24 protein-coding genes and 2 riboswitches are annotated in these 24,190 nt (G+C 38.5%); of the genes, 17 read left to right on the forward strand and 7 right to left on the reverse strand.

The window, feature by feature from the left end; genetic code table 11:
* The first annotated feature begins 4 nt into the window (after positions 1-4).
* Positions 5-1,066 carry a tartrate dehydrogenase gene (locus tag ACFSY7_RS17095; protein ID WP_380148847.1) on the forward strand — a complete coding sequence of 354 codons (1,062 nt, stop codon included), beginning with the start codon at positions 5-7 and terminating at the stop codon, positions 1,064-1,066.
* Between the two features lie 136 nt (positions 1,067-1,202).
* Here the strand turns inward: ACFSY7_RS17095 and lepB are convergent, their stop codons facing one another.
* Complete coding sequence (gene lepB / locus ACFSY7_RS17100; RefSeq protein ID WP_139993091.1) at positions 1,203-1,721, reverse strand: signal peptidase I; 519 nt, start codon at positions 1,719-1,721, stop codon at positions 1,203-1,205.
* Positions 1,722-1,825: 104 nt separating this feature from the next.
* Between lepB and ACFSY7_RS17105 the strand changes: the two genes are divergently transcribed.
* A complete protein-coding gene (locus tag ACFSY7_RS17105; protein ID WP_380148848.1) occupies positions 1,826-2,683 on the forward strand; it encodes an NAD-dependent epimerase/dehydratase family protein in 858 nt (285 codons plus the stop codon).
* 141 nt (positions 2,684-2,824) lie between these two features.
* Here the strand turns inward: ACFSY7_RS17105 and ACFSY7_RS17110 are convergent, their stop codons facing one another.
* Positions 2,825-3,145, reverse strand: coding sequence for a DUF3817 domain-containing protein (locus ACFSY7_RS17110; protein ID WP_380148849.1), 321 nt, complete (start codon positions 3,143-3,145; stop codon positions 2,825-2,827).
* Positions 3,146-3,371: 226 nt separating this feature from the next.
* Between ACFSY7_RS17110 and ACFSY7_RS17115 the strand changes: the two genes are divergently transcribed.
* From ACFSY7_RS17115 to ACFSY7_RS17125, 3 genes are all read left to right on the forward strand, one after another.
* Positions 3,372-5,858, forward strand: coding sequence for a S8 family peptidase (locus ACFSY7_RS17115; protein WP_380148851.1), 2,487 nt, complete (start codon positions 3,372-3,374; stop codon positions 5,856-5,858).
* 103 nt (positions 5,859-5,961) lie between these two features.
* Positions 5,962-6,255, forward strand: a complete 294-nt coding sequence (locus ACFSY7_RS17120) for a hypothetical protein (protein ID WP_380148853.1) — start codon at positions 5,962-5,964, stop codon at positions 6,253-6,255.
* Positions 6,256-6,257: 2 nt separating this feature from the next.
* Positions 6,258-6,782, forward strand: coding sequence for a GrpB family protein (locus ACFSY7_RS17125; RefSeq protein ID WP_380148854.1), 525 nt, complete (start codon positions 6,258-6,260; stop codon positions 6,780-6,782).
* A 58-nt stretch (positions 6,783-6,840) separates the two neighbouring features.
* On the opposite strand, the gene ACFSY7_RS17130 is transcribed toward ACFSY7_RS17125, so the two are convergent.
* The 3 genes from ACFSY7_RS17130 to ACFSY7_RS17140 all read right to left on the reverse strand — a co-directional run bounded on the left by ACFSY7_RS17130 (position 6,841) and on the right by ACFSY7_RS17140 (position 9,758).
* On the reverse strand, positions 6,841-7,605 hold the full coding sequence (locus ACFSY7_RS17130; RefSeq protein ID WP_126991682.1) for an NlpC/P60 family protein: 765 nt from the start codon (positions 7,603-7,605) through the stop codon (positions 6,841-6,843).
* Positions 7,606-7,919: 314 nt separating this feature from the next.
* Entirely contained in the window at positions 7,920-9,362 is a 1,443-nt protein-coding gene (locus ACFSY7_RS17135) for an NAD-dependent succinate-semialdehyde dehydrogenase (protein WP_380148855.1), read from the reverse strand.
* Between the two features lie 138 nt (positions 9,363-9,500).
* Entirely contained in the window at positions 9,501-9,758 is a 258-nt protein-coding gene (locus ACFSY7_RS17140) for a GlsB/YeaQ/YmgE family stress response membrane protein (RefSeq protein ID WP_126991684.1), read from the reverse strand.
* A 175-nt stretch (positions 9,759-9,933) separates the two neighbouring features.
* Between ACFSY7_RS17140 and ACFSY7_RS17145 the strand changes: the two genes are divergently transcribed.
* The 11 genes from ACFSY7_RS17145 (at position 9,934) to ACFSY7_RS17195 (ending at position 21,317) form a co-directional block, all read left to right on the forward strand.
* Positions 9,934-10,779, forward strand: a complete 846-nt coding sequence (locus ACFSY7_RS17145; protein ID WP_380148856.1) for a C39 family peptidase — start codon at positions 9,934-9,936, stop codon at positions 10,777-10,779.
* Between the two features lie 273 nt (positions 10,780-11,052).
* A complete protein-coding gene (locus ACFSY7_RS17150) occupies positions 11,053-11,562 on the forward strand; it encodes a GNAT family N-acetyltransferase (protein WP_126991686.1) in 510 nt (169 codons plus the stop codon).
* 110 nt (positions 11,563-11,672) lie between these two features.
* Complete coding sequence (locus tag ACFSY7_RS17155) at positions 11,673-13,541, forward strand: helix-turn-helix domain-containing protein (protein ID WP_380148857.1); 1,869 nt, start codon at positions 11,673-11,675, stop codon at positions 13,539-13,541.
* Positions 13,542-13,836: 295 nt separating this feature from the next.
* On the forward strand, positions 13,837-16,005 hold the full coding sequence (locus ACFSY7_RS17160) for an acetate--CoA ligase family protein (RefSeq protein WP_380148858.1): 2,169 nt from the start codon (positions 13,837-13,839) through the stop codon (positions 16,003-16,005).
* Positions 16,006-16,007: 2 nt separating this feature from the next.
* Positions 16,008-16,457, forward strand: a complete 450-nt coding sequence (locus ACFSY7_RS17165; protein WP_126991689.1) for a MaoC family dehydratase N-terminal domain-containing protein — start codon at positions 16,008-16,010, stop codon at positions 16,455-16,457.
* 12 nt (positions 16,458-16,469) lie between these two features.
* On the forward strand, positions 16,470-16,883 hold the full coding sequence (locus ACFSY7_RS17170; protein WP_380148859.1) for a MaoC/PaaZ C-terminal domain-containing protein: 414 nt from the start codon (positions 16,470-16,472) through the stop codon (positions 16,881-16,883).
* 18 nt (positions 16,884-16,901) lie between these two features.
* Positions 16,902-18,065 (forward strand): thiolase C-terminal domain-containing protein, encoded by a 1,164-nt coding sequence (locus tag ACFSY7_RS17175; protein ID WP_380148860.1) that lies wholly within the window; start codon positions 16,902-16,904, stop codon positions 18,063-18,065.
* Between the two features lie 11 nt (positions 18,066-18,076).
* The gene (locus ACFSY7_RS17180) at positions 18,077-18,511 is read left to right on the forward strand and encodes a Zn-ribbon domain-containing OB-fold protein (protein WP_380148861.1); all 435 of its coding nucleotides are present in this window, start codon (positions 18,077-18,079) and stop codon (positions 18,509-18,511) included.
* A gap of 18 nt (positions 18,512-18,529) precedes the next feature.
* Complete coding sequence (locus ACFSY7_RS17185; RefSeq protein ID WP_380148862.1) at positions 18,530-19,723, forward strand: acyl-CoA dehydrogenase family protein; 1,194 nt, start codon at positions 18,530-18,532, stop codon at positions 19,721-19,723.
* An 18-nt stretch (positions 19,724-19,741) separates the two neighbouring features.
* Positions 19,742-20,908 (forward strand): acyl-CoA dehydrogenase family protein, encoded by a 1,167-nt coding sequence (locus tag ACFSY7_RS17190; RefSeq protein ID WP_380148863.1) that lies wholly within the window; start codon positions 19,742-19,744, stop codon positions 20,906-20,908.
* A 112-nt stretch (positions 20,909-21,020) separates the two neighbouring features.
* Positions 21,021-21,317 (forward strand): hypothetical protein, encoded by a 297-nt coding sequence (locus ACFSY7_RS17195; RefSeq protein WP_380148865.1) that lies wholly within the window; start codon positions 21,021-21,023, stop codon positions 21,315-21,317.
* Between the two features lie 63 nt (positions 21,318-21,380).
* Here ACFSY7_RS17195 and ACFSY7_RS17200 read toward each other — a convergent pair whose 3' ends face one another.
* Entirely contained in the window at positions 21,381-21,965 is a 585-nt protein-coding gene (locus ACFSY7_RS17200) for a hypothetical protein (RefSeq protein WP_380148867.1), read from the reverse strand.
* Positions 21,966-21,997: 32 nt separating this feature from the next.
* Positions 21,998-22,786: a hypothetical protein gene (locus ACFSY7_RS17205; protein ID WP_380148868.1), complete on the reverse strand. Its 789-nt coding sequence runs from the start codon at positions 22,784-22,786 to the stop codon at positions 21,998-22,000.
* 263 nt (positions 22,787-23,049) lie between these two features.
* Positions 23,050-23,165: riboswitch (FMN riboswitch) on the forward strand.
* Between the two features lie 114 nt (positions 23,166-23,279).
* A riboswitch (FMN riboswitch) is annotated at positions 23,280-23,395 on the forward strand.
* 164 nt (positions 23,396-23,559) lie between these two features.
* On the opposite strand from ACFSY7_RS17205, the gene ribE reads away from it, so the two are divergent.
* A complete protein-coding gene (gene ribE / locus ACFSY7_RS17210; protein WP_380148870.1) occupies positions 23,560-24,189 on the forward strand; it encodes a riboflavin synthase in 630 nt (209 codons plus the stop codon).
* Position 24,190 lies beyond the last annotated feature (1 nt).

A 24,190-nucleotide genomic window follows, 5' to 3' on the forward strand; every position in this document is an offset into this window, starting at 1 on the left:
AGAAATGGAAACAAAACGTATCGCGGTCATTGCAGGAGATGGCATTGGACCAGAAGTAGTGACAGAGGGGATTAAGGTGATGAATCGTGCCGCGCAAATCGACGGTACGATTCAATTTGAGTATACATATTTCCCATGGGGCTGTGAGTATTATACAAAGCATGGAAAGATGCTACCAGATGATGGGCTAGAGCAATTGCAAGCATTTGATGCCATTTATCTAGGGGCAGTAGGATTCCCAGGGGTGCCTGATTATATTTCATTACGTGAATTGCTATTAGTGATTCGTAAAAAATTCGACCAATATGTTAATATTCGTCCTGTAAAATTATTAAAAGGTATAGAGTCGCCGCTACGTCATGGTACAGAGCAAACAATTGATATGCTCGTTATTCGTGAAAATAGTGAAGGTGAATATGCAGGTGTTGGGGAATGGCTTGAAAAAGGAACGCCTCAGGAGAAAGTACTGCAAACAGGTGTCTTTACACGCAAGGGAGTGGAACGGATTATTCGTTACGCTTTTGAAGAAGCGCGCCGTCAAGGTGGTAAGTCAGTCACAAGCATTAGTAAAGCCAATGCGCTTAATTACTCAATGGTCTTTTGGGATGAGGTATTTGAAGAGGTTTCACAAGAGTACCCAGACATTTCAACGCATTCATATTTAGTCGATGCAGCGGCCATGTTTATGGTCATGGATCCAGGACGTTTTGAAATTGTTGTGACATCTAATTTGTTTGGCGATATTTTAACCGATTTAGGCGCAGCAATCGCAGGTGGTATGGGCATTGCTGCAGGTGCAAACGTTAATCCAGAACGCCTCTATCCGTCTATGTTTGAGCCGATTCATGGCTCTGCACCAGATATAGCAGGACAAGGCATTGCCAATCCACTTGCCGCCATTTGGTCGGTTAGTCAAATGTTTGATTTCTTTGAACGACCAGAGAGGGGGGCACATATTTTAACAACGATTGAAAAGTTACTCGCTGAAAAAACAACATTAACACCTGATTTTGGCGGGCATGCAACCACTGAAGCAGTAGGCACGCGTTTAGTTGAGCTATTATAAAGTATAAGCAGGAATGTCGTATCATCGGTCGTGCGAAGCACCCGTTTAGCCATACAGATATTAAATTAATTAAGGGGCTTTTTGACAAAGCGGTGGCGTCAAAAGTTTTATATGAAAATGCGTTCAACTAGTATCGTCAGTCATAATCCTGTCGAAATGGTTTAATACGAAATAATACAACAGCTTTAACATCCTTACGCATATCAATGGCACTAAAAACGCGTGAATCTGTGGAGTGATTGCGGTTATCACCCATTACAAATAAATGGTTTTCAGGTACTGTAATAGATAGATGTGTATCGATCATGCGTTCTTTAATATATGGCTCTTCAATACGCTCTTTGTTGCGATAAAGTTGATTGTTACGAATAACGAGCACGTCACCAGGGAGGCCAATGACGCGCTTAATGTATAATTCATGTCCAGGAATTGTAGAGGCATCGAGAATGACAATATCATTATAGTGCGGGGCATTCCATTTATAGGCCAGCTGACTCGTAATAAACTTATCGCCATCATGAATGGAGTTTTCCATACTCTTACCGTTTACAATAACAGAGCCAATACTATAATGAATAAAGAGCGTCAAAGAAATGAGCAATAGCATACTAAAAAAAAGAATATATAGCCAACGTTTTTCACGAATTATTTGCATAGGGTTGCCTCCCTTGTTCTCCGAAAATAGAGTATGGTATGGTTAATAGTACTTACTGTATACCACAAAATACAGAGGATTATGCGAAGCAGGGGGAATGAATGATGGCAAAAGTGTTAGTAATCGGAGGAACGCGCTTTTTCGGCAAACATTTAGTCGAAAAGCTTGTACAACAAGGTCATGATGTGACAATTGCAACACGCGGACAGCATGATAATCCATTTGATGAGCGTGTTCATCATACAATACTAGATCGTACAAATAGTAGCGAGTTACGCGAAGCTTTTGAAGGAACGGTGTATGATATTGTGTACGACAATATTTGTTATACGCCAAAGGAAGCAATGGAGCTTTGCGCTATTTTAAATGACCATACGACGCGTCTTATTTTCACATCAACGATGTCTGTTTATGAAGCGGATGGTGTAGCGAAACGTGAAGAAGATTTTAATGCTATGAATTACATCTATGATTTAATTCCTTCACAGCAGCATAGTTATGCGGAAGGTAAACGTCAGGCAGAAGCTGTGTTTGAAGATTACGCTAATTTTCCAGTTGTCGCTGTACGATTCCCAATTGTCATGGGTGAGGATGATTATACAAGTCGTTTAAGTTATTACGTAGAGCATATTGAGCAGGGTGAAGCGATAGAATTTGTTAATCTTGATGCTGAAATGTCATTTATTTTGGCAGACGAGGCTGCAGAATTTCTTTACTGGGCAGGTTTTGCTAATATTGAAGGTCCCTATAATGCTACAGCAAATGGTAAAATTTCAATGCGTAAATTAATACAAACTATTGAACAAGTGGTTGACAAAGAAGCAATTATTGTTGAGGGGACTTCACCTTATAGCATTCCAGCATCTTGGTATATGACAAATGCTAAAGCGACAGAAGCAGGTTTTACGTTTACACAATTAACAGATTGGCTAAAGCCATTAATCGAAAAAATTGCTAAATAATAAAAAGAGGCTGGGACATACGTGTAAAAATAACCGTTCCTATGAGCATAAGAAAAACCGGAGCCGCGCCACAGTGCGGTTTCGGTTTTTCGTTGTGAACACTAAAAAAGGAAAATGACGTATTTTGCCCCAGTGTCTTTTTTAAGCATTTATTTTAGCTGCATAATATTTCTCGCCAGCTTGTTTAATATATTTATCGAAAATGAAATTTCCAAAGGGAATAAATGCAACTACGCCTGCAATTAGGCTATAAATAATATGCCAGCGAATACGTAATTGTACAATAGCAATTGCAATAATATAGGTTACAAAAATCGCGCCGTGAAGACTACCTACAATCGTTACAACAATCGGTAATCCAGCAAAATATTTTAATGGCATCGCAATGAGCAATAGTACAAGAAGCGAAATACCATCTGCAATCCCCATTACACGTAGAAATCGGATTTCTTTTGGTTCCAAGGAATAAACCCCTCTCTATTAAAAAACTAAATTTATTATAAAACAGTTATATGAACGGAATATGAACGCCATTGGAATTTACGTCAAAAGTCATATTATCATCAAAAAAATTCTATAAAATGGATGAAATGCAAGGAAAAACTTAAAACATATATCATCTTCCTGTTATTTTCTTTATAATAGGAAAAGGAGTGAAAACTACCAATATAATTATAGGGGGATTTACATGAAAAAAAGTAGTGTATGGTTAGCTATTTTAGTACTAATCATTAGTGTGCTTTTGCCAACTGTGCGGGTTGCAAATGCAAGTGCCGTAACTGATGCAGATTTAGCAAATGCTATTAAGCTAGGCGATAATACCACAATTGATGAAACATTTAACGAAGCCGGAGTTAAATGGTTTAAATATAAACCAACGGCAAGTGATATTAAAAAGCATTCACACGTAAAATTAACACTGAAAAGTGATTATATTTTAAATGTCACAATGTTTTCAAGTGCTGAGAAAGCACAAAATAACGAGGCATATGAACAATATGTAGCTGGAACTGTCGAAAACGGTAAAGCAATTATCAAATTTCCATATGCTTGGGATGAAACGTATTATATTAAAGTAGAGTACAGTGGCTTTATGGATGACGGATCGATGGCCGGTGAACCGGCAACAGAAGATGGCGTGACGGATGAAGAAATGCAAGTGCCGACAGTAGCATATACACTAACTGCACAACCTGTTACATTAGCGCCGGCAACCGAGTTATCAAGTGGCAATGCGTGCCCAGTAGAGCTTGGCGTTGACGGGAAAAAAGATGCGAAAACGATGCTATCAGATATTCGCGTTTTCCGTGATGGTATTTTATCAAAAACAGCAGATGGTCGCGAACTATCAGCATTGTATTATAAAGCAGCGCCATTTTTAGCTGCAAAATTACTAACAGATAGCAGCTTAAAACAAACGGTATACAAACATTTAGTAACGATTCAACCGCTTGTGAAAGATATGAATAAAAACGGGGCAGCAAGTACGCGCGTGATTACGAAATCAGAGGCACAAGCGATTCAAGCATTATTTGATATCACATTCAATAATGTTCCAGCAACATTACAACAAAAGATGACAACGACAGCGAAGAAGGTTGGCTTAACAGATGGTTTAGCTGGTGAAGATTTAGCGGATGTTGTGAAGCAAGCAACAGGCGAATTAACGAAAAAATCGTCAAAAAATAAATTTATTGTAAAATTGAAAGATGGCTATTCATTTACTAAATTTAAACAGCAAGCAACGGGTAAAACGACAGCTTCTACATTAGCTGTAAAAAATAATGAAATTTTAGAAGATACGTACGTAATCGAACTAGAGCCTCAGGATGCGTCAATGTCGATGAAGGCACAGCAAGCAACGACAGCGAAAACAGCCACGCAAATTGAGAAGATGGCGGCTGTTGAATATGTAGAGCCGGTTACAACCTATCATGCACTTGCAGCAGATATTCAATATCCATATCAATGGTCACTTCAAAACACAGGTTCTGAAGGAATTACTGGAGCAGATGTAAGCAATGTAAGATTACAAAAATTAGTCAATGCAACAGCTTTAAAAACGACAACAATTGCGGTTGTAGATACGGGTGTTGATAATACATTAGCGGATTTAAAAAATGTTGTGTTAATGAATAAAGGACGTAACTATGTTGATCGCCAGCAAACAGCGCTTGACGATAATGGTCATGGTACACATGTATCGGGTATTATTGCTGCGCAAGCAACAAATGGTTACTCAATGCGTGGTATTAACCAACATACAAAAATCCTACCTGTAAAAGTGTTAGATGAATCAGGTAGTGGCTCACTTGAAAGTATTGCGTTAGGTATTAAATATGCGGTTGACCAAGGCGCTAAAGTAATCAACCTAAGCTTAGGTGGTTCTTATAGCCGTACCATTGAAGCTGCACTAAAATATGCACATGCTAAAAATGTGGCAATTATTGTTGCGAGCGGGAATGACGGTACAGAAGGTATCTCATATCCAGGGTCATCACGTTATGTGATTTCAGTGGGTGCTACAAGCCCGCTTGATGTCGTATCCGATTATTCAAATTATAGTCATAAATTAGATTTAGTAGCACCTGGATCGAATATACCAAGTCTTGTACCAAATGGTAATGTCACATATATGAGTGGGACATCGATGGCCACACCACATGTAGCAGCGGTTGTTGGGCTACTAAAAAGTACTAATCCTTCCATGAAGATTGGTCAAATTCGTACGGTATTACATGAATCGTCGAAAAATGTTGCCTTTGAAGAAAGAGACAATGATGGTACATCAAGTGATGATGATATTTTAAACTTAATTGGTGGCTCGGGTGATTATGAAGATTACGAAGAGGAAGCTACTTATAAGTTAGCAGTAGGAAAAGACTTAGTGTCTGGTTATGGGCGTCTTAATGGATTCAATGCATTAAGTACAGCGGTATTAAAGACAAACATTGCGAAAACAACTAAACCAACTGTTTTATCAGGTAAAGCTTTAGCTGGGTCAAAAATTGTTGTCAAAAAAGGTAGCAAAGTGTTAGCAACGAAGAAAGTTCCTTCAAATGGTAAATTCAATATCAAATTAGCAAAACAAAAAAATAAACAAAAGTTAACGGTTGTGGTTACAAATAAAGCAACAACTGCTAAAGCAGTATTAGCTGTTTATGTGAAAAAATAATAACGAAAAGCGATCATTCTCTAAGAAGAGAATAGTCGCTTTTTTAATAGGTTTAAATGTAATAATTTGTTATAATAGCGTAAATTATACAGAGGTGAATGAGATGACGTATCGAGAAATTCAGTTATTTATTGTTCAAAAAATTTTAGATGAGCAAGCATCAAAGGCAGAAGTTTTTTTAGAATTGAAGGACCAGGGTGAGGAAATAAGTTATCGCCAAATTGAGCGTCTATTAGAAAGTGAGGGTATTGTTTTTCACGAAAAATCATCGCGCTGGATTCGCTGTAAACCTTATTATTCTGTTGAGTCAATTATTGAAGATACGGAGTCACTTGCGGCAGAACAGGATATGACGTTAGAGGAATATCTTGAAAAAGTGTTACAACATCGGAGGTAGCAATGAGGAAAATTAATGTCGTACCCTATGATGAGCAGTGGCCGGTGTTATTTGAGTTAGAAAGTCAAAAAATAAAAAGCATTGTTTGTGAAACGTACGTGAACATTTTGCATATTGGCAGTACATCTGTACCGAAGCTAAGTGCGAAGCCGGTTATTGATATACTATTAATTGTTGAGGATTTAGAGAAACTTAATCAACTAGATGATGATTTTAAGCAATTAGGATATGAGACACTTGGTGAATATGGCATTATAGGTCGTCGCTTCTATCGAAAGGGCGGCGATATGCGTACGCATCATATCCATGCGTTTCATTATTCAAATATTGTTGAAATCGAGCGGCATATTGCTTTTCGTGATTATTTACGTAGACATCCTGAGCAGAGCCAGCTGTATGAGGCGTTGAAAAGTCAGTTGGCTGCACGTTTTCCTTATGATAATAACGCCTATTGTGATGGAAAAAATGATTTTATTAAACAATTAGAGCAACAAGCACTTAAATGGATGATGGCACAGAAAACATGAAAAACCCCTCTTAGGTAGAGGGGGTCTATACAGTGTTTAGAATAGTTGACTGCTAAGATTACATGCGTTTGTAGCCGACGAAGTGATCGCCCCAGTATGCGCCGTGAATATCATCCACTTGTACGCCGCCTGAAGCAGCACTTACCATTTGACCGTTACCTACATAGATACCTACGTGAGAAATGCCGGCTTTATACGTGTCTTTAAAGAATACTAAATCGCCAACTTGAGGTGTTGACACAGATGTACCCATGCTATAGTAGCCAGCTGAAGTAGCATAGCCGATATTTGCGCCAGCTTGTTGTGCTGCATAGTAAACTAAACCAGAACAGTCAAAGCCACCTGGAGCTTTACCAGCCCATTTATAAGGTGTGCCAACTTGTGCTAATGCTACTTTTGCTGCACCTGCCATACCTGTTGCAGAAGCTTGTGTAGTTGTAGAAGCTTGTGTTGAACGTTTATATTGTGGTGTTGAAGCTGTGCTATTTGATGTTTTTGTCACAGCTTGTGTTGATGCTTTTACAGTACCTTTTACTTTTAATGTTTGACCTGTATAAATCGTTGTAGAAGATAAGCCATTTAATGCCATAATATTTTTGTAAGATGTGCCAAATTTAGAGGCAATTGCACCTAGAGTATCACCTTGTTTTACAGTGTATGTATTTGAAGATGAAGTTGTTGTTTTATATGAAGTTGTTTTATACGTTGTTTTTGGGGCAGCACCACCGTCATTTGCCATAGCTGATGCATTAAAACCACCTGTTGCTGAGAATAACATACCCGTTAATGCTAATGAAGAAAAGATTTTTGCTTTTGTATTCATGAATCAATGAACTCCTTTTTCGTACTTGTTTTTTATTACAAACACATCATATATCGAATTCATAACAATACTATTATGTGAATATGTTAAAAATATGACAAAAAGTTATCATTTTAATCTGACTGTTAAAATTGACATATCGTCATCGTTTTGTAATGAAAATGCGACTATTTTGTTATTGTATGAAACTATTTGGATATGTTATGTGTTTTGTTAGAAAAATAGTTTTAGCATCATAAGAAAAAGAATTGCATAAAAAAGGTTCTCTTCAAAGACGTAAGATCTTTAGAAGAGAACCTTTTTATACGTAGTAATTAGTCATGAATACAAACAGATTTAGCATAAACATACTCATGAATACCTTCTGTACCATTTTCGCGACCAAAGCCAGAATGTTTTACGCCGCCAAATGGTGTTTCAGCTTGTGAAATCGCCATTGTATTAACACCGACCATTCCGTATTCAAGTGCACTTGAAAAGCGTGAAATACGTGCGATATTTTTTGAGAAAAAGTAAGAAGCTAAACCAAATTCAGAATCATTTGCTGCTTCTGCTACTTCATCATCTGTTTCAAATTCGATTAATGGAATGACTGGACCAAATGTTTCTACATAGTAGATATCCATATCTTTTGTGATACCATCAATGACAGTAGGTTCAATAAATGGACCATTTGCAAATTTTTCATCTTCAGGACGTTTACCACCATGTAAAATCGTCGCGCCTTTATCAGTCGCATCTTTTAACTGTGCTTCTACATGTTCGCGTGCTTCTTCATTAATTAATGGACCCACTGTTTTATCTTCGATGCCTAAGCCAACTTCAACCGTTTTCATAGCTTCTAATAATTTCTCAGTAAATTCTTTTTTCACTGATTTTTGAACGTAAATACGGTTTGGTGAGACACATACTTGACCATTATTACGGAATTTCGCTGTCACAAGGCTTGTTGCAGCTTGATCTAAATCTGCATCATCAAAGACGATAAATGGTGCATGTCCACCAAGTTCCATAGATACTTTTTTCAATGTACTAGCAGACTGTTCATTTAATAATTGGCCAACTTCTGTTGAACCTGTGAACGTAATTTTCTTCACCGTGTCATTCGTTGTTAATTCTTTACCGATATCACTTGATTTACCCATCACAACGTTTGCAACACCTTTTGGTAATCCTGCTTCAACGAATAATTCAGCAAGAGCAAGTGCAGAAAATGGTGTCGCGCTCGCAGGTTTAATAACAACCGTACAACCAGCTGCCAGTGCAGGAGCAATTTTACGTGCAATCATGTTTGAAGGGAAGTTCCATGGCGTAATTGCGCCAACAACGCCAAGCGGTTGATAAACGGTTAAGAAATGATGTTCACTTGGAGCGGGAATCGCACGACCATATAAGCGACGAGCTTCTTCTGCGTTCCAATGGAAAGAATCTGCAGAGGTTTGAACTTCTACTTTTGATTGAGAGAGTGGTTTTCCTTGTTCCAGTGTCATGATAAGCGCAAGGCGATCGAGGTTTTCTTCTATTAAAGAGCCAATTTTGTGTAAAATACGCGCGCGCTCTTTAGGATCCGTTGCAGCCCAGCCAGCAAAAGCTCCCTCTGCATAGGCAATAGCCTCAGCTGTCTCTTTTGTGCCACCTTGTGCAATATCAGCAATTTTTTCACCTGTAGATGGATTGTACACAGCAACAGCATCTTCGCTACCATCCACCCATTCGCCATTGATAAATAGTTGATTGTTTACTTCTGGAAAATTCATCATTTCTCCTCCTTAAAAACATTCTATATTATAGGTCTACCACAAAATGGATGAAATAACCACTCTAATGCTTTTTTAAATATATTTCCATAATAAAAAGCCTTTCCTATAATGGAAAAGGCTTTTTATTATGAGCGATTATTTTTTACCGCCAATAGCTTTCATAATAAAGCTTACAATTAAAATTAGTACAATTGTTCCTAATAAAGTTGGTAAAATGTAGAAGTCGCTAACTTTAGGACCCCAGTCACCAAGAATTAGGCTACCTAGCCAAGCACCAATAATACCAGCAATGATATTACCAATAACGCCGCCAGGAATGTCTTTACCAAGAATAAGTCCTGCTAACCATCCTAGAATACCACCAATAATAATGAACCAGATAAATGAAAACATGGTAAAACCTCCTTTTTGCTGTTATGTAATATATATTCCCAGTGAAATAATAAATAAACGTTTTTTTTAAAATTTCTTCGTTCATCGAATTATATTACTATTATAAATAAGTATATATTTGTAAACGAATCGCCGTTGATACTATAATAAAAGAAATAAGTGAGGAGGGATTTCGATGGCAGAAAAGCAATGGATGCCTATCGCTGCCGCACTTGGGTTAGCAGCGGTATCGTACCAATTTAAGACGAGACAGAAAAAAGCATTGTATACAAAAGAAGAAACCAAATTAAAAAGTGTTCCTTATGAAGGAACTACGTTGGCCAATATACCAGCTTATACACTCCTACAAGCAACAAATTATGAAGGTGCTCATTATTATGTAACCTATGGTAATTTTGTTGGGTGGGTAGCAAAAGTGGATGTTGCAGATGCTCCGAAGGGATATCAATATACAGCGCTAAATGTTCCATATATTAGTCAGTATCGACCACTTGATGCGCCATTTGGTTGTGAAGGGACATCTCTATTAATGGCCTTACGTTATAAAGGCTACAATGATGATGTCTCCCTAAAAACAATTCTTGATAATATGCCAAAAGCAGACCGTAATCCAAATAAAGGCTTTGTTGGGTCACCTTATTATGCAATGGAGGGTTATTTCCAAACGATTTTCCCAAAACCACTTACATCCTATGCACGTGAAGCCTATAGTAAAATGATTGTTGATATTTCAGGTGCTTCGCCAAAACAATTACAACAAGAATTAGCTCATGAAAATCCTGTAGTGGTATGGGTGACGTTTCGTTTTGAACCTCCGCGCGAAGGGGAATGGGATATTGGTAAAAAACATCCTGCAACATTTGTAAGTAATCTACATGTCATGCTTTTAACAGGCTATAATAGTGTCACACAAAAATATCGTGTTCATGATCCAGCAGATGAAAAAGAGATTTATTGGGTACCAAAAGAGCAATTTGAAGCAGCTTATTTAGCAAGAAAGCAAGCTGTTGTTGTTCGATAATAGAGGTAAAAGAAAGAGGTATTGTTTACTAAAAAATGCCTCTTTTTCTTATGCAGATTTTCTAATAGACAATGAGTGTTATCATCTATTTGTATAAAAGTAGCAATAACTATCAGATAGAATAAGCATGTATTAAAAAACATTCATTTTCTCGCCCTAAATGACCTAAAAAAAGGTACAATAGAACAAAGACTTAAAAAGTTGGCATATTAGTTACATGTCATTATTTGCAAGTGTTCCCACCTAATAAGTTACAGAAAGTGAGGGACTTTTATGTTCCATCTACAAACAAAGCGCTTACGTTTTCGCAATTATACGAATGCGGATTTTTATTTTTTAAAAGGGCTATTACAATCAAAAGACATGATGCGCTATATCGGTGACGGTCAAACTCGTAATGATGCGGAAGTCGAACAATTTTTATCGTGGATTTATACGCATTATCGTGAAGACGAGCATACCGGATTAAAAATTATTGAAAACCGCAAAACAGGTGAGCCAATGGGGCATGCGGGCATCGTACCACAAGTGATGAATGGTCAAAAACAATTTGAAATCGGCTATTGGGTTGCGAAAGCTTACTGGGGTCAAGGCTTTGCGACAGAAGCAGCAGAAGCAATGAAAGACTATGCCGAGCAAGAAATGCACTTAACAAATTTAATTGCGCTAATTCAACCAGGTAACAAAGCTTCGATGCGCATTGCAGAAACAATTGGTATGCATTTGGATAAGACAGAAATGTTGAATGGACAAGAAGTACATGTTTTTACAACAAAAGCCTAAAAACCATGTGATTGCATGGTTTTTTTTGTGTGAAAAAAGCTGTTTTTTGAAGGTATTTAATGCTTAAATGTCGAATTATTGTTAGTGATAAGAAAAATAGGGGGTCAATTATGTCGATGTCACATCTCTCGTTATCGCTAAGTCAATCCTCGGAAATGTTTAGGCAAGAAATGATTAAATTATGTGCACGAATCCAGCCTTTTTATGTACTTTTTATGTTTGAACAAGATGAGCAACCTTACGATTATGTGAAGCTTTTTGAAACCTATCAATCCATGGGAACCATTTTAAAATTAGAAAAAGAGAAAATTTTCCACACATCTGAAGTGTTTATTGTAAAAGAATCGGCTTATTTAGAAAATCAAGCATTGTTTTTCCAGTTACGCGTCCGTGCACGGGAACGTTTAATTGAAAAGCTCGCAAAATCTGTTATTTTTTATGTTGTTAGTCAGCAACAGCATTTAAATTTAACATTGTTACAAGATCAGCACTTACTAGACGATTCATTAACGATTACAAAAAATGTCCTTAAAAAATGGACCTTTATCGGTGAGGAAAAAACATGGGATGCATTCACTACATGGTATAGCGATACTTTGACGATGGCAATTTTAGAAGATATTGTCGTTGTAGAAGGGCTTAATTCGTTGAAAAAATTACCTGATAAAGCATTGAATGCATTATTTTTCGCTCACATGAACGATGTCGCGAATGATGAGACTTTTATTGATAAAATTTCACTTGTAGTTGACGACTATATTAAAGAGTGGCAGGAGCAAGTAATTCTTCTTTTAAAGAAGGATTTAGAAGTATATATTGAGGTCGAAAAAAGCGTAACACAAACAATGCAAAATGCACGCGATTTTTCACAACTTGCAACAGTGCCTCATTATATGTATGTGATGAATAATACACTTTATCAAGTAATTCGAGAAGTGCTTTATCAATTAAACTCTTCCCAAACAGTCTATTCATTTCAAAAAGGAAAAACAAAAGGAACTTTATTTTTAAAAGAAGGACAAATAATTGATGCTACGATGGCTGTATTAGCGGTAGATGTTCTAGATATTTTATGTGGTTTTTTCCTTCACCAGTCAGAAAACATGCAGAATATAGTCGAAATTCGTTTAACAGATATTTTAATGATGCGTGATATTAAGCAGAAATTAGGTGGAGAAGGACGACGAGGAGGCTACGAGGCAAAGCAAAAGCAACAAGTTCTAGCTGTTTTAGCATTGCTAAAAAATATCCATGTGGAGATTGAGCAAATGGTCAGTTATCATACAAATCAACCGACGCCTTTAAAGTTGAAAGGACACTTACTCGTTTTTGAACAAGAATATTGCTATAAATTAGGTCCTATTTTTACACCGTACTTGAGTGGTTCTCAGCGACAATTGGCATTATTACCATTTCGTGCATTTCATTATCATGTATATCGTTTTCGCCATGAAAAACAATTATGTCGATATTTAAGTTGGCGCTGGCGTACACAAGCTTCGCAAGCAAAGTATTGGCAAGCGAATAAGGTGTCGACGCTACTAAAAGCTATTGGGGAAACCTTAAATCAACGTTCACCTTCTCGAACACGTGAGCGTTTTGAAAAGGCACTCGATCAATTAACGACAGATGGTGTGATTGCAGGCTGGCATTATGTCAATTGGGATGAAGCTGTAGCGGTAGGCAAAGGCTGGGGGAATTATTGGCTCAATGCGGCAGTTATTATTGAACCGCCACAAGCGGTACTCGAAACGTATCATTCACTTGAGAAAAAAAGAGTACCTATGACGACAACAAAAAAAGAGAATGAAGAATTTGCAAAGCAACTTGCCAATTTTCGTAAAAGCCAGCATCTGACGTTATCACAGGCAGGTGAGATGTTGCATGTGTCAGCTGCTTATATGAGTCAATTAGAGCGAAATATCGTTAGACCATCACTAAAATTACGCAAACGTTTAGAACGTTGGTTATTATCTTGAAACAGTACTTGTCTTATATGACGCGTACTGTTTTTTTGTTGGCATAAAAGCGCTTACATTGTTAAAAAGTCGTGCTTACAAGTTGCAAAGTCGGGGTTAAGTTGTGCATAAAAAAATATCGCTTTTTTTGAAAGTCTATTATATCAAGCTTTTGAAGTGATTAATAGGGACGTTAAATTCCTTATTAGTTTATTATTTTAGCTAACTTTAATTTTCATTATTTTCAGAATACTAAAGGTATGATAGATACACAGATAACGAATCTGCGAACGAATGATATAAGGGGGATAAGTTGATGACACAAGATTTACAAAATTATGAATCATTGAAGCCGTTGTTTAACCCACAGTCTATTGCGATTTTAGGTGCCTCTGAGAGCCCCTATAAAATCGGCCATCTTCAAATTCGCGCATTAATTGATGGTAAATTTAAAGGCGATATTATTCCAATCCATCGTACGGCAAAAGAAATTGCGGGCTTAACATGTTACCCATCATTAGCAGATGTACCAGGTGAAGTGGATCTTGTTATTTTCTGCCTTGGTCTAGAACAAATTAAAGAAGGTCTTGAAGCGTGTGCAGCAAAAAATGTAAAAGCGGCGATTATTTTTGCTTCAGGTTTTTCAGAAGCAGGGGCATATGGTGAGCAACTGCAGCAAGAACTTGGTCAATTCGCAAAAACGCACGGCATTCGTATCGTAGGACCAAACTGTGTAGGCTTAGTGAATACAGAGAATGGCTTGATTGGCACATTTACGCCATCATTTTTAACTGTACCGCTCGATGGTCAGCGAGGCGTCGGTTATATTTCGCAAAGTGGCGCTTTTGGTGTATTAACGTATATGGCAGCCGCACAGCATGGTATTAACTTTAACTATTTTGTTAGTACAGGGAATGAAATGGAGTCCAGCTTTGAAGATTTCATGGAATATATGGTACATGATCCGCAAACGAATATTATTAGTGGTTACTTAGAAGGTGCTAAAAATCCAGAAAAATTGAAAGCGTTATCAAAAGAGTCTCTTCAAAAAAATAAGCCAATTTTATTAATGAAAACAGGTAAGAGCTCGGCTGGTAGTCGTGCAGCTGCATCTCATACAGGGTCACTTGCAGGCTCAGATAAAATCTATGATGCCTTTTTTAAACAGCATGGCATTATTCGTGCAGAGGATTTTGATGATGTTATCGGTTTTACGAAATTATTTAATCCCAACAAATTACCTAAAGGAAATAATACAGTCATTATTACAAGTTCAGGTGGTCGTGGCATTAATGAGGCGGACCGTTGTGAAGCACATGGTTTAAACATTGTGGAGCTATCTGCTGAAACACAGGCGGCTATTCAAAAGAGCTTGCCGGACTATGCGAGCACAACGAACCCAGTTGATTTAACAGCTGCCGCAATGGTATCGAACCCGGAGTTTTATTTGGAGCCATTAAAAGTACTTGTAAATGATCCGGAAGTTCATAATATTATCTTTACTGATTTCCCATATGCTTGGGATGAAAATTCACCGCAGCTACAAGAATTTATTGAATTAAGCAAGGCGAGTGACAAAGTCATTGCATTATTCCCATTCTCACTCGATGGTATGACCTATCCAAAAGCGACAAAAGCTTTAGTAGAAAACGGTATTGCGGTTGTACCATGTAATCTAAATCCAGTGCGTGCACTGAAGAAGCTAGTGGAATATAGTGAGGCATATCGACAATCTTCGATTACTTCACTAGCAGATTATCGTCAACCACATGCGGTATTAGATGATTTATTAGTATCAGGTGAAACGTTGAGTGAAGCACAGGCAAGTGAAGTGCTGGCACGCTATGATATTCCAACAACAGAGCGTCGTATTGCGACATCACTTGAGGAAGCGGTAGAGCATGCCACAGCGATAGGATACCCAGTCGTGCTAAAAATTGATTCACCAGATATTCCACATAAGACAGAAGCAGACGCAATTCGGTTAAATGTACAAACACCAGAAGAAGTGAGTCAAGCGTATGTGGAAATTGTGAAAAATGCGCGAAGCTACAACCCAGAGGCACGTGTCCATGGCGTTTCTGTACAGGAGATGTTGGGTGAAGGTGTTGAAATAATTATCGGTGCACATAATGACAGCACATTTGGGCCAGTAATTATGGTGGGACTTGGTGGTATTTTCGTTGAAGTATTCCAAGATATCGCTTTTAAAGTAGCACCAATCAATCGTCAAGATGCATTGAATTTACTTGATGAATTAAAAGGAAAATCAATTTTACATGGTGCGCGTGGAAAAACGCCAATAGATACAGAGGCAATTGTCGATGTTCTGTTGAAAGTATCGGCACTCATGATAGACCATGGAGAGCAGATTCAAGAGCTTGATATTAATCCACTTGTTGTATACGAAAAAGGTATTAGGGCAGCGGATGCGATGTTTGTTGTGAAAGAGCAACAAGTGATTCGACAAGCGATGGAGGGATAGTAATGAGTTTAGCACATTTAATTGGAAAAACAGGAAAACCTTATACAGTAGAAATTGAAAAACGTCATATTCGTCAGTTTGCAGAGGCAATCGGGGATACAAACCCGCTTTATCGTGATGAGGAATTTGCAAAAACAACGGTACATGGTGGTATTATTGCACCGCCAACATTCCCAATTGCGATGTCAGAAGAAAGTGAAGAGGAGTTAGATTTAGGATTAGATTATAGCCGTATGTTACACGGGGAGCAGCGCTTTATTTATACGCGTGCAATCCGCCCAGGGGATGTATTAACATGCCAATTAAAAGTGACGGATGTATATGAACGTGACGGTAAAAATGGAACGATGGAATTTATTGTGATGGATACGGAAATGACAGACGAGGCGGGACAGCATGTTGTCACAAGTCGTACAAATATTATTTATCGTCCGATTTCGGCGAATGCATAAGGAGGAATGACGATGCTAGAACTAGCACAGTTAACAACAGGGCAGGAACTTCCTGCTTATATAAAGGAGCCTGTGACAAAAGTACAACTCGTAAAATATGCGGGAGCCTCAGGAGATTTTAACCCGCTTCATACAGATGATGCATTTGCACAAAAAATTGGGATACCTGGTGTTATTGCACATGGCATGCTCATCATGGGTTTCTTAGGAGAATACGTCAATCATCTTGCAGGAACTCTTGCAACGGTAAAAGATTTTAGTATGCGTTTTGGTGCGATGACATTTCCGAAAGATACGATCACATGTCGAGGCGTGATTAAAGAAACGTATGAAAAAGACGGTTCACGCTTTGCGGTGCTGACATTATATGCAGAAAAAGGTCCAGAAAAAATCGTTGGTTCAGGAGAGGCAACGTTACAATTTTAAGTCGAAGGAGTGTTATGGATGAATCAAATTCGAGATAAATACGCCATCGTAGGTGTTGGTGAAAGTAAACGTTCAAAAAATTCAGGAACGACACCGTTACATTTAGCATTAGATGCGGCTCGTGCAGCTATTGCAGATGCAGGAATTGAAGCAAAAGAAATCGATGGCTTTATGAGCTATTGTGAAAATGATTCTTGCTCACCGCATCAATTAGCAACCTATTTAGGTGTACGACCAAACTATGTTAAAGAAATTTTAGGTGGCGGTAGTAGTACGGAAATGCTAATGGCAGATGCTGTTGCTTTAATTGAAACAGGCCAGGCGAATACAGTGCTCATTTATCGCTCGATGAATGGACGCTCTGGTATGCGTATGGGAGGCGGTGGCTGGAGTAGTGATTTATTGCAATCAGCCTTTGATGGCGGCAGCTACATCATTCCATATGGCGCGGCAAGTCCAGGGCAATGGTTTGGTTTATTCGCTACGCGTCATATGAAGCAAAATGGCTTAACACAAGAGCATTTAGGTCATGTATGTACAAGCTTCTATGAACATGCACAGCGTAATCCAAATGCCTTCTTCTATGGTAAACCATTAACAATGGAAGAATATCTACAAACGGCGCAGCTAAGCTCACCGTTTACAAAACATGATTTTTGCTTAGAGTCGGACGAAGCGAATGCGATTATCGTCACAAGTGCTGAACGTGCAAAAGATTGCCAGTCAAAACCCGCTTATATTATGGGGATGGCTGCTCGTCGCGCGGTATCTCATGCACATTACTGGAAAAACATTGATGAAGTGGCGTCTGATTATGTCGCACAGCCGTTATACGAAGCGGCAGGTGTCGGGCCAAAAGACATTGATATTGCATCGATTTACGATTGCTTTAGCTGGGTGGTATTACGCCAATTAGAAGCATATGGTCTTGCTCCCAAAGGCGAATTAGGGGACTTTGTCGCTGCAGGAAACTTGAAAATTGATGGACAACTTCCGACAAACTTAGCGGGCGGAATGCTGTCAGAAGGTTATACACATGGTATGAATAATGTATTAGAAATTGTCCGCCAAGTACGCGGTGAATATGAAGGAACAGAACGTCAGGCGAAAAAACATGATATCGCGATTTGTACAGGCTGGGCAGGTCCGGATATGGCTGGCGCAATGATTTTACGAAAATAGGGGGAGTTCACATGATTGAAGAAACAAAAGTAAAATACGCGAAACCAATTCCATTAAAAACAATCGACAATGCACCGTACTGGGATGCGGCGGATCGTCATGAGCTTGTACTTCAAAAATGTACGAGCTGTAATACCTATGCACATCCACCAGGCCCAGCATGTGCTCATTGTGGAAGCCAGGAGCTTGTGTGGGAAAACCGAGGAACGGAAATTAGTGGCACAATTTATACGTATGTCGTTTCTTATCGTCCATTTTTACCAGGCTTTGAAAATGATATGCCGTTAGTGATTGCGGTTGTTGAACTCGATGAATTACCAGAAGTCAAAATTATTGGCAATGTCTTAGAGGCAACAGTCGAGCAAATTGATATTGGAACACCAGTAAAAATGGTGTGGCAAGACATTACAGAGGATCGTGCGTTGCCACAATGGACGCTCGCATAAGGTTGAGGAGGAAACGCGATGGATTTTTCATATACAGCACAGGAAGAACAATTTCGACAGGAGTTACGTACATGGCTTGAAGAAAACCTTCCAGAGGGATGGCTAGCGTCGCAACAACTACCGTCAGAGGAAGCAGAGCTAGGTCAATTTTTATGTAAGTGGCAAAAAACATTAGCCGATAGCCGCTGGGCAGCGATTGCATGGCCTGAGAAACATGGTGGACGTAATGCGACACTGATGGAGGAAATTATTTACCATCAAGAAATGGTTCGTGTGAAAGCGCCACCACTTGTAAACTATGTGGGGCTTCATATGGTTGGACCAACCTTGATGCAAATCGGAACACCTGAACAACAGGAAAAATACATCCCGAAAATTTTAACAGGAGAAGAAGTGTGGTGCCAAGGCTATTCAGAGCCAAATGCAGGTTCGGATTTAGCAGCTGTACAAACGACGGCCGTTAAAAAAGGGGACAAGTGGGTGATTAATGGTCAAAAAATTTGGACAAGCTTTGCTCACTTTGCAGACCGGTGCTTCCTTGTTGCACGTACGAGTAAAGGGGAGAAAAAGCATCATGGCATTACATGCTTCTTACTGGATATGAATCAACCTGGTGTAGAAGTACGCCCGATTATTCAAATGAATGGTGAGCATGATTTTAATGAAGTGTATTTAACGGATGCAGTAGCCTATGACAGTGAGATTATCGGACAAGTAGATGATGGCTGGCGTGTGACGATTGCGTTATTAATGCATGAACGTACAGGCATTGGTGCTCAAGTATTTTCACTTGAACAGCAATTTGCAGAGCTTGTGAATGTAGCTCAAACGGTTACAGAGGATGACCAACCATTGATTGCGAAACCAGAAGTACGTAAGCGTCTACTTGACTTATATATGAATCAACGTGGCTCGTTATTAAATTATTATCGCAATTTAACAAAGCAGCTAAAAGTGGGACATCCAGGTGTAGAAGGCTCGATGGATAAATTATTCGTTAGTGAAATGACGAAAAAATTATTCTCAGAAGCTATTTCAATTCAAGGTCACGCGGGAATGCTGTGGGAAGAAGATGCTGTACAAGACCAGGGTTATTGGCAGAAAAATTATTTGTATTCATTTGGTCAAACAATCGGCGGTGGTACGAGCGAGATTCAAAAAAATACGATTGCGGAGCGCATCTTAGGCTTACCAAAAGATGTCGGTCGCTAGAAGGGTTGGTGAAGGTCGATGGATTTTTCATTAAACGAAGATCAAGAGTTATTTCGAAAATTTGTACGTAAATATCTTAATGACCAAGAGCAAACGAAAGTAGCGCGCGATTATATTGCAGGAAATGTCGAAGCAGTGAAGCAAGCAATTACAGGTGTTAATGAGCTTGGCTGTATGATGGTAAATATTCCAGATGATTATGATGGCATGGGTTTAGGTAAACTTGATCTTGTGCCAATTATGGAAGAGTTGGGCCGCACATTAATGCCAGGTGTCTTTTTAGAGACAAGTGCCTTTGCTGTGCCAATTATTAATCAGTTTGCGACAACGGAGCAAAAGCAACAGTATTTATCAGAAGTCGCAAGTGGTGAAAAAGCGTTCACCATTGCCTGGCTAGAGCCTGGTAGAAGTTATACAGAAAAAGGCATTCAATTAGAAGCTATACTTGAGCAAGAGCAATTTACGCTAAATGGTGTGAAAACGCAAGTAGCCGATGTTGCACTTGCACAGTACCTTATCGTACCGGTACGTGTTAACGGTGAAGTGAGTATTATTGTGGTAGATAAGGAGACGCCAGGCCTTACAATCACAGCGCAAAAAGGCTTTGATGAAACACGTCAGCTATCAAGTATTTATTTTGATAATGTGACGGTGCCAATTAGTGCGTTAATCGGACCACTTGGAGATGGTTGGGGAATCCTTCAAGAAGGTTTGTTATCGTATAATGCGGCTGTATCATCCGTTTGCGTCGGTGCGATGGAAAAAATTATTGAAGTGGCGAGTGAATATGCATGTATTCGTGAACAGTTTGGGCAAGCAATTGGGCGCTACCAAGCCATTAAGCATCGTCTAGCAGATATGAAGCTGTCACTTGAAACAGCACGTTCACTCTCTTATTATGCAAACTGGGCACTTGAAACAACATCGGAGGATCGTGTAGAAGCTATTTGTAGTGCACGTATTTTTGCGACGCAAGCCTTTGTTGAAATTGCCGCGCATAATATTCAAATTCATGGTGGTATTGGCTTCACTGAAGAAATTGATTGCCACTTATTTGTGAAGCGTTCACGTTTCTACGAAAATTACTTAGGTACACAAGCGCAGTACTATGACCAAGCCATTTCGGCACTTGGTTGGGATGCAGCAACTAAAGCCAAAGAACATGAAAATTTACTGATTTCTTAAAAGATAGTTGGTTACTATTTGGAATGGGACTTCTTGAAGCATTTGTTAATGTATAGAACATTTGCTAATGGAAGTCTTTTTTTGTTGAAAATTTTATTTCGAGGTGAAGTCGATGTTTAAAACAAATCGTACAGTTGAATCGATGTCCTATAAACAAAAAGCTCTGCTTGTCGCTGGAATTTTCTTATGTATGGAATTAGGACTCATGGTGTCTATGGAGTTTTCAATTGCTCTGCCTAGCATTATTACAGACATTGGCGGAGCGGAGTTTTATGCGCTTATTTTCACGGTTAATCTTGCTGTATCTGCAATTGTTACACCATTTGTTGGTAAATTGAGTTCCATACAAATCTATTTTTACATTTCGTTATTTTTGATTAAGCCTCATATTGAATCTTTTTTATGCTGAAAGTGCACATATTGTATTCCCTACTAAAAAAATAAGAACCACCACCATAACGGCAGTAGGTTCTTATTTTTTGATTTTATAAAGTACATATGTTGTTTTATATTCACCTTGATAAAGGGTTTGAGTTTTGATTTTTCCGCGATTTTTTACATAGTAGGAAATGGTATTTTCACCGTATCGCTTCTCCCAAATTTTAATCGCATTTTTGTACGTGCCATTTTGTGTTTTCACCGTTGATTTTGTAGAGAGAATTTTGTATGGGTTCTCGCTAAAATCGCTCCCTTGTAATTTCCCAGTTTGGTTTTTACGAACAGTAGGTGGAAGTAGGTCCCAAAATTTGAAGCTGCCATATTCAAAATTATGCTTTGAGCCACCAGCTGCTGTCAGTCCATATTTTTTGTCGTAAGAATAATCAGTGTAAACATCACCTTGCGTTAAATCTTGCCAAGCGCCCTTCATTGGCCCTGTTTTTACTAATTTGTCACGCCAAATATGAAGTTGATTGCCTTTTTTATCATATTCCTTATAAAAATATTGTGAGTAATTTGTTGATGGTTGATAAGCTTTCGTGCTAATCGCTGCAGAAGCAGTAGTTGTCGGTAATAAAAGAGCAGCAGTAGTTGCTGCGATGATACAAAGTTTTTTCATATCAATGCCTCCTTACAATTTAATATAGAATTTCATAAATACACTCGGTATTTTTCATCAATACCATACTTTTCTTGAAGGATATTACATGCCTTAGCATTTGAAGCTGCGTTTAATTTTTCCACTTCTGTATTTACTTCAGCTTCCTTTTGATACATTTCTTCTGATTTTTTTTCAGTAGTAGAAGCGAAAATTAAGCTACCAATTGCCAGCGCAGGTGCAATTGCAATGCCACCTAAGACCATAGTTCCTCCAGCAATTCCTAAACCACCAGTGGCTAAAGATCCTCCCCCTAAGAACGCTAGTGTAGCATTTTGTGCGGCAATGCCACTTAATGATGGGATGGCTGTACCAGTAGAAGCGGCAGCAAATGTAGTCGTGGCACCTACAGCCCCCATTGCAGCTAATCCACTTCCTGCGAGAGAAGCTACACCAGCAGTTAATACTTGTCCAGCTTGGATTACTTGCTTTTCAATATTTAAGACAAACGAATCTAAAACCTTGCTAGAAACAAAATTATCTATAACTGTTTCTCCTTTAAAGTTAATATTTTTAATTTGTTTGAATGAATTTACAAAGTCTTTCATCGTTGTATCTAAAATTTCTAATTTTAACTTTCCATAGTCTTCAAATTGACGATTCGTATCATCTCGATTTTCTTCAAATTTTTTATAAGCAGTCTTATATTTTCTTTCTAAATTTTCAGCTAGCTCTTTCGTTTCTTTCATATTTTGGAATGAATCATATCCTTTTTTACCGGCAACAGCTGTTGATGCTGCAACAGCTCCTGCAACAATTAGTGGAATAAATGGTAATATCATAGTCTAAAATACTCTTTTATATTTATGGTTATTTTTATCTATAATACCATATTTTTTAAATGAAATAAACTAATTAATAAATAAAATGGTTTAAAAAATAGAGAGCGTAAAATAATTTGCATTTATAGGTCAAATTGTTTTAGAAAATCGTACTAAAAAATAAAATATAGATTTTAGGAAAAAATAAGACCTTAATTTTCTGAATTTTTATTTTTAGTAGTCAAATGAAAAAATTAATGCTACAATCAATCCCATAAATGAATAACTTCCTTCGGGGTAGGGTGCAATTCCCAATCGGCGGTTATAGCCCGCGAGCTTTCGAGCAGGATTCGGTGAAATTCCGGAGCCGACAGTATAGTCTGGATGAGAGAAGGAATCGATGCATGACGATGGTGCGCAGCAGCGTTTCACTATGGTTTATTTGAGCATCGTAAAATGTAAACCCCGCTTGGTTAGAATACCAGACGGGATTTTTAAATTTTAAAACTACATAGCAATTCTTCGGGGTAGGGTGCAATTCCCAATCGGCGGTTATAGCCCGCGAGCTTTCGAGCAGGATCTGGTGGAACTCCAGGGCCGACAGTATAGTCTGGATGAGAGAAGAATGCGCAGAAAAAGCGTACAATTGTACGCTTGTTTGTCGACGCATAAATCAAGGAACCCCGCTATTACGTGAGGTTCCTTTTTTAAATGCCCAAAAGTTTGTTCGTAGTACCCCTCTATTCATTTATCCGATAAAACCAATTTATTTGGTTTAGAAAGGAGAATGAGCGATGTTTACAGGAATTATCGAAGAAGTTGGGACCGTGCAAAAAGTTTCTAGACAGCAACAAGCATTAGCATTAACGATTTCGGCAAAGATAGTGTTAGAGGATGTGCATATTGGCGATAGTATTGCAGTCAATGGTGTATGTCTAACGGTGACAGCTTTTACATCAATAGCCTTTACAGCAGATGTCATGCCGGAAACCTTTCATGCAACAAGTCTTGCAAAGCTAGCATCGGGTGATGGTGTTAACTTAGAACGTGCCATGCAGGCAAATGGTCGATTTGGTGGTCATATTGTCTCGGGTCATGTTGATGGTACCGCAACCATTGCGAAGAAACGTACAGTATCAAATGCCGTTTATATTGATTTACGAATGGATGCTGAACTGACACATTACTGTATTCCAAAGGGCTCGATTACAATCGATGGTACAAGTCTAACGGTTTTTGATGTTCGTGAAAACAGAATTACGGTATCACTTATTCCTCACACCTATGCGGAAACGATTTTTAGCAAAAAGCGAGAAGGTGCTATTGTTAATGTTGAAAATGATGTAATTGCAAAATACGTCGAAAAACTGACAGCTAAACAGAAGCCATTAACACGCGATTTTTTAGCGCATCATGGCTATTAGG

Source organism: Kurthia populi (assembly GCF_042686175.1).
In the GTDB taxonomy this organism is placed as follows: domain Bacteria; phylum Bacillota; class Bacilli; order Bacillales_A; family Planococcaceae; genus Kurthia; species Kurthia populi.